The sequence below is a fragment of the Desulfobacterales bacterium genome (genome assembly GCA_028704555.1).
Taxonomy (GTDB): Bacteria; Desulfobacterota; Desulfobacteria; order Desulfobacterales; family JAQWFD01; genus JAQWFD01.
The window spans coordinates 1-16,615 of the sequence record JAQWFD010000026.1 but is presented as its reverse complement, the minus strand read 5'-3'; the positions used below and the strand labels follow the sequence as shown (position 1 = coordinate 16,615).

The 16,615-nt window shown below is 52.0% G+C and carries 12 protein-coding genes; 11 read left to right on the top strand and 1 reads right to left on the bottom strand.

The features are described 5' to 3' along the window. Positions 1–28: 28 nt before the first annotated feature. Positions 29–1,435 (top strand): Do family serine endopeptidase, encoded by a 1,407-nt coding sequence (locus PHQ97_10630; protein MDD4393189.1) that lies wholly within the window; start codon positions 29–31, stop codon positions 1,433–1,435. 76 nt (positions 1,436–1,511) lie between these two features. On the opposite strand, the gene asnS is transcribed toward PHQ97_10630, so the two are convergent. Further along, positions 1,512–2,894, bottom strand: a complete 1,383-nt coding sequence (gene asnS / locus PHQ97_10625) for an asparagine--tRNA ligase (GenBank protein MDD4393188.1) — start codon at positions 2,892–2,894, stop codon at positions 1,512–1,514. A 403-nt stretch (positions 2,895–3,297) separates the two neighbouring features. On the opposite strand from asnS, the gene PHQ97_10620 reads away from it, so the two are divergent. From PHQ97_10620 to pstA, 10 genes are all read left to right on the top strand, one after another. Next, a complete protein-coding gene (locus tag PHQ97_10620) occupies positions 3,298–3,930 on the top strand; it encodes a TetR/AcrR family transcriptional regulator (GenBank protein ID MDD4393187.1) in 633 nt (210 codons plus the stop codon). After that, positions 3,923–5,257: a TolC family protein gene (locus tag PHQ97_10615; protein MDD4393186.1), complete on the top strand. Its 1,335-nt coding sequence runs from the start codon at positions 3,923–3,925 to the stop codon at positions 5,255–5,257. The genes PHQ97_10620 and PHQ97_10615 overlap by 8 nt, the downstream gene beginning before the upstream one ends. An 85-nt stretch (positions 5,258–5,342) precedes the next feature. After that, a complete protein-coding gene (locus PHQ97_10610; protein ID MDD4393185.1) occupies positions 5,343–6,650 on the top strand; it encodes an efflux RND transporter periplasmic adaptor subunit in 1,308 nt (435 codons plus the stop codon). Further along, on the top strand, positions 6,647–9,691 hold the full coding sequence (locus PHQ97_10605) for an efflux RND transporter permease subunit (protein MDD4393184.1): 3,045 nt from the start codon (positions 6,647–6,649) through the stop codon (positions 9,689–9,691). The genes PHQ97_10610 and PHQ97_10605 overlap by 4 nt, the downstream gene beginning before the upstream one ends. 234 nt (positions 9,692–9,925) lie before the next feature. Beyond that, on the top strand, positions 9,926–10,345 hold the full coding sequence (locus PHQ97_10600; protein ID MDD4393183.1) for an arsenate reductase ArsC: 420 nt from the start codon (positions 9,926–9,928) through the stop codon (positions 10,343–10,345). Between the two features lie 55 nt (positions 10,346–10,400). Continuing rightward, positions 10,401–11,093 (top strand): response regulator transcription factor, encoded by a 693-nt coding sequence (locus PHQ97_10595; protein MDD4393182.1) that lies wholly within the window; start codon positions 10,401–10,403, stop codon positions 11,091–11,093. After that, a complete protein-coding gene (locus PHQ97_10590; GenBank protein MDD4393181.1) occupies positions 11,090–12,910 on the top strand; it encodes an ATP-binding protein in 1,821 nt (606 codons plus the stop codon). The genes PHQ97_10595 and PHQ97_10590 overlap by 4 nt, the downstream gene beginning before the upstream one ends. Positions 12,911–13,743: 833 nt before the next feature. Further along, entirely contained in the window at positions 13,744–14,562 is an 819-nt protein-coding gene (locus tag PHQ97_10585; protein MDD4393180.1) for a phosphate ABC transporter substrate-binding protein, read from the top strand. A gap of 71 nt (positions 14,563–14,633) precedes the next feature. Next, on the top strand, positions 14,634–15,527 hold the full coding sequence (gene pstC, locus PHQ97_10580; protein ID MDD4393179.1) for a phosphate ABC transporter permease subunit PstC: 894 nt from the start codon (positions 14,634–14,636) through the stop codon (positions 15,525–15,527). 429 nt (positions 15,528–15,956) lie between these two features. Next, the coding region (gene pstA, locus PHQ97_10575) for a phosphate ABC transporter permease PstA (GenBank protein MDD4393178.1) at positions 15,957–16,615 on the top strand (659 nt) is incomplete at its 3' end.

Here is a 16,615-nt window from a genome sequence, read left to right as displayed (position 1 = left end):
CATGCCATTATGGAGGAAAAAATTGACCATGAAACGCCCGATCCGGTTCCCATGGATGAAGCCATCCGTTATTTGTCTGCTCCTGCTGTCTGTCATTATGATGCGCCCGCCTGCGGCCCACAGCACTGATTATTCCCGTGAAACTCCCGTGGTAAAAGCGGTGAGAAGCGTCAGCCCGGCCGTGGTCAACATCAGCACCGAAATCGAAGTCCGCCGACGGGCCTCCCCCTTTTCCGGTTTCGGCATGGATCCGTTATTTGAAGAATTTTTCAAAGACTTTTTCGATCCGGGATACGAACAAAAGTACAACCGGACCAGCCTTGGATCCGGGGTCATCATTGACGGGGCAAAAGGATACATCCTCACCAATGCCCATGTGATATCCAAAACCGGAAAAATCAGGGCCGTATTAAACGACGAACGGGAATTTGAAGTCCAGGTGGTCGGGGCCGATCCCGATTCGGATCTGGCCGTGCTGCGCATCGTCTCATCCACAGCCCTGCCGGATATTCAGATGGGAAATTCCGATGACCTGATGATCGGCGAAACCGTCATTGCCATCGGCAACCCCTTCGGCTTTTCCAACACGGTGACCACCGGTGTCATCAGCGCCCTGAAACGCAGCATCCGGACTGAAGACAGGGTCTATCATGAATTCATCCAGACCGATGCCTCCATCAACCCGGGAAACAGCGGCGGGCCGCTTTTAAATATCAACGGGGAACTGATCGGGATCAATACCGCTATTTATGCAAAAGCACAGGGAATCGGCTTTGCAATTCCGATCAATAAGGCCCGCAAAATCGTATCCGACCTGATCCGCTACGGAGAAGTCGTTGCCGCATGGATCGGCGTCACGGTTCAGGACGTGGACCCGCGGCTGGCCCAGTACATGAATCTTCCGGCACCAGGCGGTGTACTCATCAGAGAGGTGGAAAAAAACGGCCCGGGCGGAAAAGCAGGGCTTCAAAACGGAGATATCATTCTTTCAATCGGAAACCAGCCCCTGTTTTCATCCGAAGATTACCGCACGGCCATGCGGCATTACGCCGCCGGAGATCCCGTATCCATCAACCTGTGGAGAAACGGTAAGAAAAAAACCATCACCGCCACCGCATCAATTTTCCCCCTGGAACTGGCCAAAGGCCTTGCCTCCCGGCTGATGGGTATCACCGTAGAGGACCTGACGATTCCCAACCGTTCCCGTTTCCGGATACAGGTTAAAGACGGGGCACTGATAACAGAAATCCACAGGCAATCCTACCTTGCCGGCATCGGAGTTCAACCCGGCGACGTCATCCGGCAACTGGACGATATCACCATCCGCACCGTGGAAGATTTTGAAAAAGCCATTGTCAGATACCGGCAAAAACCCTCCGTGGTGATTTTGCTGCAGCGAGGCGACCAACAGTACTATATTACCATCAACTTCTGACACCCCCGGCTGGAGCATCACGCTGAAAGCCTGTGACGCTTGACGCTTGACTCTCGATTCTCGACTGCCAGCCGCCTCAAAACTCGATGCTGTCCGGTGTTCTCGGAAACGGGATCACGTCCCGGATATTGCTGATGCCGGTTATCAGCATCAGCATTCGCTCAAAGCCCATCCCGAATCCGCTGTGAGGCACGCTGCCGTATCGCCGGGAGTCCAGATACCACCAGTAGTCGGACTGGTTCAGCCCCTGCTCCTCCATCCGCGCCTCCAGCACATCCAGCCGCTCCTCACGCTGGCTGCCGCCGACAATCTCACCGATCCCGGGCACCAGAACGTCCATTGCCCGGACGGTTCGACCGTCCGCATTCACGCGCATGTAAAAAGGTTTGATGCTTTTGGGATAATCATAGACAATCACCGGTTTTTTAAAATGCTCTTCGGTCAGAAAGCGTTCATGCTCGGTCTGAAGATCCGTGCCGAATCCAATGGCATAATCAAATGTTTTCCCGGATGCGGCCAGGATATCGACCGCGTCGGCATACGGCAGGCGGATAAAGTCCGAGGAGATTATGTTCTCAAGCGTCTGCATCAGCGACTTGTCCACAAATCTGGCAAAAAGTTTCAGATCCTCAGAACAATGTTTCATGATAAACGAAACGAGGTATTTAATCATCTCTTCAGCCAGCTCCATGTTGCCGGTCAAATCACAGAAGGCCATCTCCGGCTCGACCATCCAGAACTCGGCCGCATGTCGCCGGGTGTTGGACTGCTCGGCCCGGAACGTGGGGCCGAAGGTGTACACGTCGCCAAGCGCCAGCGCAAACATTTCCGCTGACAGCTGCCCGGATACCGTCAAATTGACCGGAGCGCCGAAAAAATCCTGGGCATAATCGATTTTCTGATCTTTTTTCGGGGGATTTTCCATATTCAGACTGGAGACTTGGAACATCTCTCCGGCCCCCTCGCAGTCAGAGCCCGTAAGGATGGGCGTATGAACATAATAAAACCCCCGATCCCTGAAAAACGTGTGAATCGCATATGCCAGTTCGGACCGGATTCGGAACGCGGCCCCGTATTTATTGGTCCGGGGGCGCAGATGGGCAATGGTCCTCAAAAACTCATCCGAGTGCCGTTTTTTCTGAAGCGGGTAGGTTTCCGGCGCACCGCTGATAATATCGACCTGCGCAGACTGGATCTCCCAGGACTGCCCCGCCCCCTGAGAGGCGACCAGGGCCCCGGCGACCGAAACCGCAGATCCCGTGGTCAGCTTCCGGATATCTTCATAATTGGCCAATTGATCACTGACAATGACCTGCATGTTGGCAAGACATGAGCCGTCATTGACTTCAAGAAACGAAAAGCCCTTTGAATCCCTTTTGGTTTTCACCCATCCCTTGATGAGTACGTTACCGGACGGCCTTTCTGACCGTTGAAGCATCACAATTTTTGATCGTTTCATAAATATTGTCCTTAATTTTATTCAGATTTTACCTTTATATCAAAGAAAAATACCCGCAGGCGCCCTTTATATTTAACACCCCCGGATAGACACGAACAAGCATAATCCCCAACATTGCATACCCAAACGGGTGGAGAATAGAATAAACTCATAATTGTAAACAGATGTAACGGCCGGGAATACAGTACCGCCTGCCTGCGTGACAGGGGCCTGCGGTAAAACAGACTTCAGCTTCATCCTTGGCCACCCGGGAGCTACAGCATTCTCGACTTTTACAACGCTGCTGACAGTCATGCTGCAAAACCAATCCCGGAATACATGCTTGACAATGCAAATTGCCTTCAACTATATAGGTACTATAAGTATTCATATTTTGAATATAAATTCATTTCAGGAGCCGATCATGACATCCCCCTCCATTTCCAGGAAAAAACGACTGTTTCTGTTTCATCGCCAGGAAATCCTGAATGCCGCCCTGAGTCTTTTTTCAAAAAAAGGGTTTCACAATGTATCCATGCAGGAAATCGCAACAGCCTCGGAATTTGCCGTCGGAACGCTGTACAATTTTTTTCCGAACAAGAACGCGCTGTACCATGCGCTGATCGAAGATATATCCATGCAATTTTACGAACGCCTGAACGCGGCTCTCGACAGCCCCGGCATCGAATCCGACAGAATAAAGGCGTGGCTGGAAGAAAAAATCAGGCTCGTCGAAGACAATATCGAATTTGTGCGCCTGTATTTTGCCGAAACCATTGGCATCAGCTTCAGCCTGAAAGCAGGGCTGAGAAAAGACATCCAGTCGCTGCAACGGAACATTATCCGGAAACTCGAAACTCTCTTTAAAAACGGCATCGAAAAAAAAATGTCCGGTGAATTTAATCCCTATCAGCTTGCTGTTTCCCTTGACGGCATGTCAAACGCACTGATTGTAGAATATCTCGACCATCCTGGAAAACCATTTCCGGGGGCGGACATCATTTTTTCTATTTTTTTCAGCCGGATTGAACTCAAAGGAGCCCATCCACATGACTAAAACAGCCGCTGCATTCAGTTCAATGCTGATATGGATCATGGCGAGCCTGCCGGGCTCTGCTGCTGCGCAACCGCCTGCCATAGCTCAGCTGTCTTTATCCCGGGCCATAAAAATAGCCATATCGGACAACCCGGTGATCAGCGAATATGATGAAAACCAGAAACGAGCGGAAGAAGAAACCAAAAGCGCCAGATCCGATTTTTTCCCGAAAGCATCGCTGGCCTATTCATACACGGGGCTGAATGAAACCCCGTATTTGCAAGGACTGGGGCAAAAGCTCAATGTCTCCCATAAAGATCTGTTCCACTGGAATTTTACCCTCACCCAGCCACTTTTTACCGGCTTTGCCCTGTCCAGCCGATACCGGCTGTCCAGACTGGCCGGAGGGGCGGCAGAAATGGAAAAAGTCCTGATCGCCCAAACGATCACCCAGCAGGTAAATACCGCCTACTTTAACGTTCTGCAGACCGAAAAGCTTCTGCAGGTCGCCGAAGAAGCGGTGGCCAGCCTGACATCCCATGCGGCAGATGCTGAGAAATTCTATCATCAAGGCCTGATCCCATACAACGATCTGCTCCGGTCGCAGGTCGCCCTGGCAGATGCCGTTCAAAACATGGAAAAGGCACGGGCCGGAGCCGGCATCTCTGTATCGGCATTAAACACTCTGCTGAACCGGGACCTGAATCACCAGACAACGGTTGAAGATATCGGCACACTGCCTCAGGTGACCGACACCTTGCCACAACTGATCGAAATGGCCATCGCCAACCGTCCCGAGCTCAAGCTGCTTCACCAGGCTCTGGATCAGTCGGATGCGGGCATCCGGATCGCCCGAAGTGCCTATTACCCGACTGTCGCATTGGTAGGGCGCTATGAGCAAAACGGTAAGGATGCAGCGGCCACCATCAATGACTACAGCAACCGATACAATTCGAGTGTCACACTTCTGGCCGAATGGACAATATTTGAATGGGGCAAAACACGGGCGGATGTATCCGCTTACCGGCACCGGAAACAATCCCTGGTCAAAACCCTTGAAGACACCGAAAACCAGATACGGCTTCAAACAAAACAGGCATACCTGAATCTTCAGGTTGCCGGCAGAAACATCGAGACAGCAACGGCATCCCTGACTCAGGCCAGAGAAAACTGCCGGATAACGGATCTGCAATACCGGCAGCAGATGGCAACGTCCACGGATGTTCTCGATGCCAGGACATTTATGACCCGGGCCCAGACCAATCATTACAGCGCCCTGTACGGGTATATGATTTATCTGGGGGATCTGGAAAACGCCGTGGGGGGAAAAATAGTTGATTGCCCATAGCTGAAAAACCTGCTCTGCTTAAAAAAATCGTTGATTCTGCTCTATCGAGGTCAGACTTAATTCAAAAAGGGATTTGCAAACTACCATGAACACACAATACACGCTTACCCGGTTCTTCTTACAGACAATCATACTATTAACGGCTCTCTGCCCGTTTTTTTTTAATATCGCCGCCCATGCAGCTGATGACACCGCTTCCCGGCCGGCACGGGCAGTAAAAGTCATGCAGATCAAACGCGTTTCCGAGAACAAGGTTCTGTCTTTCCCCGGAATCAGCAATGCCAGCCGGGAGGTCAAACTGTCATTTCGTGTCAGCGGCCCGGTTCAGGCCCTGCCCGTTAAGATCGGGCAGCATGTCCACCAGGGGGAGATGATTGCACGAATCGACCCGAGAGATTACCAGCTGGCCATTTCCCGACTCGAAGCAGCAATGGATGAGGCGGGTGCCAACCTGTCGGCCATGCGCCATGGTGCCAGAAAACAGGATATCCTGGCGCTGAACGCCAAACTTTCGGCGGCAAAGGCAAAGCAGGCCGAGGCCACGTTGATGTATCGCCGGTACGACGCCCTGTATAAAGAAAAAGCGGTAGCCAAAGCCGTTTTAGACAATGCGAACTCCTCTTTTGAAGCGGCTGCAGCCCAGACCGAAGCCATTACTCAGGAACTTGAAAAAGCCCGACAGGGATCGCGGCAGGAAGAGATCGATGCCATGAACGCCCGTCTGTCGGGAATCAGATCTCAACTGAACCAGGCCCGGAACGCGCTTTCGGACACGGTCCTCAGTGCGCCGTTTTCCGGATACATTTCACAGAAACTGATCGAAAATTTTGAAACGGTCCGCGCCGGCCAGCCTATCGTACTTTTTCTGGATGTATCTCAAATCGAGGTCACGGTAGGCATCCCTGAAGAACTCGTTGTTCAGAAATCGGCTTTTCAGGACTTTTCCTGCGAATTTGACACATATCCCGGCAAACGATTTGCTGCCGTGCTCAAAGAAATCGGTAAAAAGCCCCGGCCCTCGAACCAGACATACCCTGTAACCGTAACCATCCAGCCGGGAGCCGATACTGCCCGTCTGCAACCGGGCATGGCGGCCACACTGAGATTCAGCGTCCCGTCAGAAAAAGAGCACCGGCCGATCATCCTTCCGGTGGAAGCCGTCGTAAACGAAGGGGGAAAAACCAGTTTTGTCTGGATCTACACCCCCGAAACCGCCTCAGTATCATCCCGGCCCGTCACACTCGGACAAATGCTGACAGATGGCATTGAAATCATCGAAGGGCTTGAGCCGGATCAGTGGGTAGTGATCGCCGGCGCCAGCTATCTGAAACCGGATGAAACCGTCCGGGCCGTCCAGGCCCGAACCGACCGGCAGGGAGGAAGCCAGCTGTGAATCCTGCCGAATTTTCCCTCAAACACAAAACCTTTATTGTTTGCAGTATCATCTTTATGCTGATCGGCGGCCTGTATGCCTATTTTAAGCTGGGCAAACTGGAAGATCCGAAATTCAGCGTCAAAACGGCCGTGGTCGTCACCCGGTACCCCGGCGCCTCCCCCGGAGAGGTCGAGCAGCAGGTGACCGACACCATCGAAAAAGCCGTCCAGCAACTCGGGGAACTGGACTACATCCGTTCCATTTCAAGGGCCGGGGCATCGATTATCTTTGTTGATATCAAGGAATCCTGCCGGGCCGACAAACTGCCCCAGATCTGGGATGAGCTTCGCCGCAAAATTCATGACATCCAGCCGCAGCTGCCACCTGGCGCGAGCCCCCCTGAGGTGAGGGATGATTTCGGCGATGTATACGGAATTTTTCTGGCCCTGACCGGGGACGGATTTTCAACTGCCGAACTCAAAGACTATGCCACGATCCTCCAACGGGAACTGCTGATGGTTGAAGATGTTGCCCGGGTGGAACTGTGGGGCGTCCAGCGCGAATGCATTTATGTGGACATTTCCCGAAGCCGGCTCTCCGAGCTGCGTATCCGACCCGAACAGATTGTCGCCACCCTCCGGGACCAGAACATGATCATCGATCCGGGGTCTGTGGATCTGGGCACTCAGCGGATTCGCCTGGCCCCTTCCGGCACGTTTGACACCACGGCTGCCATCGGCGATCTGGTCATATCCGGCCCGGAATCAACCGACCTGGTTCTGCTCAAAGACATCGCGGACATCCGCCGGGGGTATCTGACCCCGCCACTCACACTGATGCGCTATAACGGCAAACCCGGTATCGGCATTGCCATTTCAACGATATCCGGCGGAAACGTCATCGCCATGGGAGATGCTGTAAAAAAACGACTCAGCCAGCTCATGCTGGATTTTCCCACCGGAATCGATATCGGAACCATATCATATCAGTCGGAAACCGTCCGGGAATCCGTCAATACGTTCATCATCAATCTGGCTGAATCCGTCGCCATTGTAATCGGCGTGCTGCTGCTGGCCATGGGACTGAGAAGCGGTCTTCTGATCGGTGGCGGTCTGATTCTGTCCATACTGGGCAGCTTCATTGTCATGATGTTCATGGGTATCGACCTTCAGCGGACATCTTTGGGAGCATTGATCATTGCCATGGGCATGCTGGTGGACAATGCCATTGTCGTTACCGAAGGATCGCTGGTTCGGCTGCAGATGGGAGAAGACCGCCGAACAGCAGCCATAGCGCCGGCTACGGATACAGCCTGGCCGCTTCTGGCCGCGACCCTGGTGGCCATTTTAGCCTTTATTCCCATCAAACTGTCGAACCGGGCCGTAGGCGAATACTGCGAAAGCCTGTTTCAGGTGGTCGGCATATCGCTGTTTATCAGCTGGATTCTGGCTATGACCGCAACCCCGGTGTTCTGTGAACGGTTTTTACGCATCAAGCCCTCCAGACAGACATCCGACCCCTATGCCGGACGGACATTTCAGCTGTACAAACGGCTTCTTGAAACCTCGCTTCACCGCAAAATGGTTGTACTCGTACTGATACCGGTGATGCTGGCCGCATCCGGATACGGATTACGGTACGTGAAAAAAATCTTTTTCCCACAGTCAACCCGGGCTCAGTTCATGGTGGATTACTGGCTTCCGGAGGGCAGCCGGATCCAAAGCGTATCCGACGACCTTAAAACCGCCGAAGCGTTTCTGATGAAATTTCCCGAAGTCGTCAGCATCGGCACCTGTATCGGATCAGGGCCACCCCGGTTTTATCTGCCGTACGAGCCCGAGCTGATCAATCCGGCCTACGGGCAGATGATCGTCAATGTCACGTCACGGGAATCGATCGGCAAAATCGCCCCGGCCGTTGAACAGTATGTCAAGGCGCAGTTCCCCCAGGCCGAACCCCGAATCCGGCTGTATCCGCTGGGACCGTCGACAGAATTCAAAATCGAAGCCCGGTTCAGCGGTCCGGACCCGGTCCTGCTCCGGGACCTGTCGGAAAAGGCAAAAGCCGTAATGGCAGAAAACCTTCATACCAAAGATGTCCGTGACGACTGGAGACAGCGGGTGAAATTGTGGGTTCCGGAATTTTCACAACCCAGGGCCCGGCGCGCGTATGTCTCCCGTCAGCACGTGGCAGCGTCTTTGCGCCAGATGACCACCGGAGCACCCGTCGGTTTTTACCGTGAAGACGATGAACTGATGCCCATACTGGTCGGGACACCGGAACAGGAAAAAAAAGATCTGGACAATCTGTCCAACACGCCGGTATGGGGATTCGGTCCAAAAAGTCTTCCGCTGGCTCAGGTGGTAAGCCGTGTAGCCATTGAATGGGAGGACCCGATCATCCAGCGAAGAAACCGGAGACCCACCATTACCGCACAGTGTGATCCCATTGGAGAGATCACCGCTACCGAAGTACTGAGCGAAATCCGCCCCGGCATCGAGGCCATTGTCCTTCCCCGCGGCTATACGCTCGAATGGGGTGGTGAGCATGAGAAATCGATTCAGTCGCAAACATCCGTGTATGAAAAGCTTCCCGTGGCGCTGATTCCGATGATCCTGATTGTGGTCGCCCTGTTCAACGGAATTCGCCAGACGCTGATTATTTTCCTGATACTGCCCCTGTCCGTGATCGGAATTACCGTCGGCCTGATAGTCACCCGGCAGCCGTTCGGCTTCATGGCGATGTTAGGGGCCCTGAGTCTTATTGGCATGCTGATCAAAAATGCCGTCGTACTGCTGGACCAGATCGAATCGGAAATCCGTTCCGGAACCGCTGCCTATGACGCCGTTGTCAAATCCTGTGTAAGCCGCATGCGACCGGTCCTCATGGCATCGGTTACCACCATCTTCGGAATGGCGCCCCTACTGGCTGACCCCATGTTTAGCGCCATGGCCGTGACTATCATGTCCGGGCTGCTGTTTGCAACCCTGCTGACCCTGATTGTCGTTCCGATCCTGTATGCATTGTTTTATAACATTGACTGTAACCCCGGTGTCTGAGATGATGGTGTAAAATTTTTTATATATTTGATATATGTATCTGGCAAAGTTAACAAAAGCCCCACTTTCGGCTAATATAAATTTAACATGAATCATCTACGTAAAGATGATACACGTCAAATCTTTGGGACAGCTCCTGTTGACTGATTTGAAAACACGCTTTGTGTCTGTCTTTTTAAAACCGGATTGATAGACGGGCACTCACTCAATGGACCCTGATAAAAGGACCGGATTTTGAAACCAAAGGTATTGTTTTTATGCACGGGAAATTCCTGCCGATCCCAGATGGCCGAAGGCCTGCTGCGTCATGAGGCCGGAGACCGCTATGAGGTATTCAGCGCCGGCACCCGTCCGTCATCCGTGAATACGACAGCTGTTGATGTCATGAAGGAAATCGGTATCGACATATCACGTCACAGCTCAAAGTCCGTGGAGAATATGTCCTCGTACGAATTTGACGTCGTTATCACGGTCTGCGACCAGGCCAGGGAAACCTGCCCCATTTTTCCCTCTAAAGTGAGCCAGTTTCACTGGAGTTTTTCAGATCCTGACATGGCCATGGGAGCCCGGGAAGAAATTTTTCAGGTTTTCAGGCTGATACGCGATCAGATCCGGGACAAAATCACCCGAGCCCTGACCGAGGGGGAGCTTTGATCGCCTGCCAGACCTTCCTCGTCTACCATAACCTTGTATTTGAAGAATCTCAGCCATGTCGAATGAAAAAATCCTGATCGTTGATGACGAAGAAGATATACTGGAACTGGTCAAATATAATTTCGACAGAGAAGGATATCAGACCCTGTGTGCCGAAAACGGAGAAGAAGCCCTCATCCTGGTCGGTTCCCAACAGCCGGATCTGATCATCCTCGACCTGATGCTTCCCGGCATGAACGGTCTGGAGATCACAAAGGCATTGAAACGGCAGTCAGACACCCGGCACATCCCCATCATCATGCTCACTGCCAGGGGAGAGGAATCGGATATTGTCAAAGGCCTTGAACTCGGAGCCGATGATTACATCACCAAACCGTTCAGCCCGAAGGTCCTGCTCGCCCGTGCCAGAGCCGTCATCCGGCGTCAGGCAAAAACCGCCTCGGGTGAAATTTCCGTACTTCAGGTTCAGGGCATCACCATAGACGCCGGAAAACGAAGTGTCCACATGGAAGGTATCCCGGTTGACCTGACCTACTCCGAATTTCAGATACTGAATGTCCTTGCCAAACGCCCCGGTTGGGTGTTTACGCGGTCACAGATCATAGACTCGGTTCGGGGTGACGATTACGCGGTGACGGACCGCTCTGTGGATGTCCAGATCGTCGGCTTGAGAAAAAAACTCGGGACCCGCGGCAAACTCATTGAAACCATACGGGGCGTCGGATACCGATTCAGGGAAACCCCATGAAAAAACACAAAAAACGACTCATATGGCAGCTGTATCCATCCTACCTGCTCATCACGCTCATCTCTCTGGCAGCGGTCAGTTTTTACGCATCGCGTTCATTTCAGCATTTTATTATGAAACAAACCGCTGACAACCTGCTCGATCAGGCCCACATTTTAACAGAACAAATCCGACCCCTTCTGGCATCCGGGCAGTTTGCAACCGTGGACAGACTCTGCAAAACCCTCCGGGATCAAAGTTCAACCCGAATCACCGTCATTCTTAATTCCGGAAAAGTAATCGCTGATTCCGAAAAAAACCCGGATCAAATGGAGCGTCATTCCGATCGAGCTGAGCTGATAGAGGCATTGTCCGGCCACATGGGAACCAGCGTTCGTTACAGCTGGACCCTTCGCGAGGACATGATCTATGTGGCTATCCCTCTGGAAAAAACCGGCCAGATTTCAGCGGTTTTGAGAATGTCTCTGCCGCTGACTGCCGTAAACGAGGTCCTGAGCGCCATACGCATTCGAATTGCCGCTGGCGGACTGATCGTCGCACTTCTCGCTGCGATAGTCAGCCTGATGGTTTCCCGCCGCATCAGCAGACCGATCGAGCAGATCAAACGAGGCGCCCAGGAGTTTGCCCGGGGCAATTTGAGACACAAGCTTCCTGAAACCGTCCTCGAAGAAATCGACAGCCTGTCCGAAACCATGAATGACATGGCCCGACAGCTCGAGGGGCGGATTAAAAACGCCATCCGCCAGCGCAATGAACTGGCCGCTGTTTTATCAAGCATGGTCGAAGGCGTCATTGCTGTTGACCGGGACGAGCGCATCATCAAAATGAATCCGGCCGCCCTTTCTATCTTCGGAATTTCCGATGCGGACTACCAGGACCGGACGATTCCGGAAGTCATCCGGAATTCAGAGTTTCAAAAATTCATCCGCAATGCCCTTACCGGCAGAAAAAATCCGGAAAGCGATATCGTTCTTTATCAAAAGCGAGAGACGATTCTGCACACTTACAGCACCACCTTGCGGGATGCCAATCAGGAACCCATCGGCAGCCTGATTGTCCTCAACGATGTCACCCAACTGAAAAAGCTTGAACATATGCGCCGTGATTTTGTGGCCAACGTGTCTCATGAAATCAAGACCCCGCTTACCGCCATCAAAGGCTTTGTGGAAACCCTTCAACATGAAACGGATTTCACGCCCGAACGGGTCAGCCGTTTTCTGAACATTATCGTCAGGCATGTCGATCGTCTGAACATGACGGTGGAGGACCTGCTTTCGCTGTCCCGAATCGAACAGACCAAAGAAATCCCTCTGGAATCGGCCCGGCTCAAAGATATCTTATGGGATACGGTTCAAACCTGTGAGTCCAAAGCCGAAGAAAAACATATTCAGATTGAATTAACCTGCGACGACGATCTGACCGTAAAGATTGACCCCTCCCTGTTTGAACAGGCCGCAATCAATCTGCTGGACAACGCTATCAAATACAGCGATCAGGAAAGCTGCATCCAAATTGAAACCAACGTATCCGAAAAGGAAGTGCTGATCCATTTCAAGGACCACGGCATCGGAATCGACAAAGCGCATCTGCCCCGCCTGTTTGAACGATTCTACCGGGTGAACAAGGCCCGGAGCCGGAAAGAAGGCGGCACAGGCCTTGGGCTGTCTATTGTAAAGCATATCATTCAGGCGCATGGCGGGCATGTGACGGTCAGCAGCACGCCCGGCAAAGGCAGCACATTCACGATCCATCTCCCCCAAAATAGCGCCCTTCGGGCGGGCTTAGGACCGCTATCGCTTGAGGACCACTTCGTTTGAGGCAAAAGATAAGAAGCAAGACTGCCGCCCCTCAAGCACAGCGTCACACAATCTATAACCTACGGATAAAATCAATCAAAAGATGGAAAAAAACATTATCCACAGATTTTCACAGATTAAAGAAAAGATAGAAACGCCTATCCTATTGAAATAACTGAATCCGCCTTTTCAGGGGAATGCAAAAAAAGCGAAATATTCGGGCTTGATCATAACCGCGGCCATAGCGTCGTGAGATCCGTCCAGCCCGTTCCCGGCTTCTCCAGCACAATCCGGGGGGATGCCGGTTCATTCCTCTGGATTTGCGACACCCCGGAATTTTTACTTTGCCATCACAAATTTTGCTCTTTATGAGACCGTCAAAATTGATGCAATACAAACCCCGACAGGGGTTGAGTCGTATAGCCGGTGGTTTTAACCACCGGTTTATTAAACACACAAAATTGAGTCCTGAAAGGACGACGTTAAAACGCTAAAATCCAGCTCTTTACAAAGCCAGCATATTTTGACTTTGATAATTTCTACACCTATAATAAAACATATGGATTTCGCCTCGGAAAAAACTGATGTTCCTCCGAACGTCTGAAATCCTTTAAATGCTCGTCCTACTGTTTCTAAGACCCTATCGGCGCAGATAACGGACTTTTCGAATATTTCTGAAATTTCATAGACCCGTCTTTTTTTACTCATTTCTAATACACGGTTAACACCCGACTAATAATTGACCTGTAGGTTACGTTCAACGTCAATCCGAAAAATAGCTTTGATAGTTATGAACGGTTACAACCCGATTTAACAGGCTTTTAATAGCCACCTTAACAAAAAGGAGAATTCTCATGAAACGACTTACATATCTGGCAGCCATTTTTATAATCACATGCGCACTGGCCATATCCCCGGCGTTGGCGGAAAACATTGTGATCAAAGGATCGACCACCGTGCTGCCTGTGGCCCAGAAAATCGCAGAAGCATACATGAAAGACAACCCGGATGTCAGCATTTCCATTTCCGGCGGCGGATCCGGAAACGGCATCAAGGCGATTATAGACGGGGCCACTGATATCGCGGACAGCTCACGGTTTATCAAGGACAAGGAAATCAAGATGGCCGTTGAAAAAGGCGTTTATCCGGTACCGTTTGCGGTTGCCTACGACTGTATTGTTCCGGTGGTACACCCGGGCAATCCGATCCCGGATCTGAGCATGTCTCAGCTGAAAGATATTTATATGGGAAAAATCCGAAACTGGGAAAAGGTCGGCGGCCCTGACCGGAAAATTGTCGTGGTATCCCGGGACACCTCTTCCGGAACCTATGAGGTCTGGGAGGAAAAAATTATGGAAAAAGAGCGCGTATTTCCAGGCGCACTCCTTCAGGCCTCCAACGGCGCCGTCAGCCAGACGGTTTCCAAAAACAAAAACGCAATCGGGTACGTCGGAATCGGTTATCTGAACAATACGATCAAAGCCCTGACAGTAAATAACGTAAGCGCTTCCGTGGAAAGTACGCTGGACGGTTCTTTCCCGATCAGCCGCGCCCTGTTCATGTTTACCAAAGGCTGGCCGACCGGAGAAACCTCCAAATTCATCAATTACGTCACCAACCCTGAAAAAGGCCAGAAACTGGTCAAAGAAGTCGGTTTTGTACCGCTTTATTAACATCAGGCCGGTAGAAAAATAATTCTCACGCAAAGGCGCAAAAAAAATCACGGTCAATCTGAAGAGGAATCATGCTGGTGAACAGATTATTGAAAGAACGATTGATGCGGTATGTTTTTTTCATAGTTGCCACCGCTTCGATCACCATTCTTCTGCTGATTGTCGCATTTTTGTTCAGAGAGGGACTTCCGATATTTTCGAAAGTATCCATCAGTGACTTTATTTTCGGCAGATACTGGTACCCGACCTCTGATCCGCCGGATTTCGGCATATTTGCACTCATCAGCGCATCGGTGCTGGTCACGGTCGTGTCGGCAGCCATGTCAGTTCCTCTGGGGGTAATGACTGCGGTGTATCTGGCTGAAATTGCCTCTTTCCGTATTCGGGAAATCGTCAAACCGCTTGTGGAACTGCTGGCGGCGCTGCCGTCGGTCGTCATCGGTTTTTTCGGAATGGTGGTGGTGGCCCCATTCCTCCAGGATGTATTCGGGATCGCAACGGGGCTCAACCTTTTCAATGCTGCATTGATGCTTGCATTCATGGCCATCCCTACCATCTGCAGCATTTCCGAGGATGCCATTTACAGCGTTCCTTCGAGCCTCAAGGAAGCCTCCCTGGCACTGGGCGCAACCCGGCTGGAAACCATCATCCGGGTCGTTCTTCCGGCATCGGCCTCCGGCGTCAGCACAGCGATCATTCTCGGCATGTCCCGGGCTATCGGAGAGACCATGGTCGTTCTGATGGTCGCCGGTGGCGCTGCCATGGTCCCGGAATCCCTGTTCGATCCCGTCCGCCCCCTGCCGGCCAGCATCGCGGCGGAAATGGCCGAAGCCCCGTTCCGGGGTGACCATTATTACGCCCTGTTTGCCACGGGAATCGTGCTGTTTCTGTTTACGTTCATGTTCAACCTGATCGCGGATCATATTGCCCATAAGTACAAACAAACCGGTGAGGCGTCCCTATAACTTTGTTAAAACAGCACAATGCCTAATTTAATAGCCGGGAGAAAAACAATTTTCACGCAAAGGCGCAAAGGCGCAAAGGCGCAAAGGCGCAAAGGCGCAAAAAAAACACCCTCAGATTTGCTGTATGCATTCTCAACGATGTGGGGTTACAGGTATTTTTTTCGGGGAGCCCTTGCAGAGGGCGGTACGCCGTAGCCACGGGCGTAAGCCCGTGGATAACAAAATTAACAATATTTCTAAAGCCCCCGCCAGGGCGGCGACACGTGTGCATTGCCGTAGCGTGATGTTGTGGTTTTTAAGCCACAAAAAATTTTGCGCCTTTGCGCCTTTGCGTGAGACATTTTTTCATAATATCAGCATATTACGGCCAATAGCTCAAAATTTCTGAAATTCAACAGCCAGATTCCCTTAACAGGACTTACAAGTCACATGAACCATACCACAACCAGAAAAACAAACACGACATCGCCCCCGCAGGCGTCGGATACCGGGATCTTAAAACCGTCTGCGGATCATGTCAAACCCCGGTATTACCTCCAGCCCCGGCGACGGATTATGGAAAAGGTCGTGTTCAACGGTTTCCGGACGGCTGCCGTCATCAATGGGCTCGCGCTGGTGATTATTTTATATTTCATGGTGGCAAACGGATGGCGTGCGATTACCTGGACCTTTCTCACCCAGGCACCGTTTGACTCCATGACCAAGGGGGGCATCCTGCCCTGCATCGTAGGAACCATTTGCCTGAGCCTGGGCGCCATCATCGTGGCCTTTCCCATCGGGGTGGCATCGGCCATTTATCTGAGCGAATATGCCCAACCCGGTAAAACCCTGAGAATCATCCGCTTGGGAATCAGCAATCTTGCCGGGGTCCCGTCCGTGGTGTTCGGTCTGTTCGGCCTGGCGTTTTTTGTCACCTACCTGAAACTCGGGGTCAGCATCCTAGCAGGCTCCTTAACCCTGGTCGCCATGTCGCTTCCGGTCATTATCAGCACCACCGAAGAAGCCCTCAGAAGCGTGCCCGACACGTACCGGGAAGCGTCTCTGGGGCTTGGCGCCACCAAGTTACAGACGATTATGCGGGTAGTGCT